This is a genomic window from Nocardia sp. SYP-A9097 (assembly GCF_009649815.1).
Lineage (GTDB): Bacteria > Actinomycetota > Actinomycetes > Mycobacteriales > Mycobacteriaceae > Nocardia.
The window spans coordinates 1-989 of sequence record NZ_WJIC01000084.1; the positions used below are offsets into that span (position 1 = coordinate 1).

Below are 989 nucleotides of genomic sequence, written 5' to 3' on the forward strand. Positions count from 1 at the left end.
AGCATCACCCGGCAGAACGGGCAACCCGTCGCGATCATCGAGGGCTCGTTACCGCCCTTGAGCGTATCGAGGGCCTCGTCGACGCGGTCGACGTTGATGCGCTTGCCGAGCTGCTCTTCCATCCACATCCGCGCGCCACCGGCACCACAGCACATGGAACGCTCACCGTGACGCGGCATCTCGATCAGATTCGACCCCGACGCCTCCATCAGCTCACGCGGCGCGTCGTAGATCTTGTTGTGCCGACCCAGATAGCACGGGTCGTGGTAGGTCACGTTCTGCGCGACCGGCGACACCGGAATCAAGTTCTTCGAACGCACCAGACGGTTCAGCAGCTGGGTGTGGTGCACCACCTCGTAACTGCCACCCACCTGCGGATACTCGTTATTGAGCGCGTTGAAGCAATGCGCACAGGTGACGACGATCTTCTTCTTCGACGCCTCCACACCCTCGAACACGCCATCGAGCACCGCGATGTTCTGCATCGCCAACTGCTGGAACAAGAACTCATTACCCGCACGACGCGCCGAGTCACCGGTGCAGGTCTCTTCCTGACCCAGCACCATGAACTTCACCCCCGCGGTCGCCAGGAGTTCCGCGACAGCCTTGGTGGTCTTCTTGGCGCGGTCTTCATACGCACCCGCACAACCCACCCAGAACAGGTACTCGTAGCCGTCGAAGCTGTCCGCGTCCTTGCCGTAGACCGGGATCTCGAAGTCGACCTCGGAGATCCAGTTCAGGCGGTCCTTGGCGTTCTGCCCCCACGGATTGCCCTTGTTCTCCAGATTCTTGAACAGACCCGCGAGCTCGGACGGGAACTCCGACTCGATCAACACCTGGTAGCGGCGCATATCGATGATGTGATCCACATGCTCGATATCGACCGGGCACTGCTCCACACACGCACCACACGTCGTGCAGGACCACAACACCTCGGGATCGATGATGCCGTTGACATCCTCGCCACCCACCAGCGGACGCTCCGCCTC

The 989-nt window shown here is 61.5% G+C and carries 1 protein-coding gene; it reads right to left on the reverse strand.

Annotated elements, in window-relative coordinates; genetic code table 11:
• Positions 1–989 (reverse strand): (Fe-S)-binding protein (locus GFY24_RS40840; protein WP_194853232.1); only part of this gene is annotated, 989 nt, incomplete at both ends.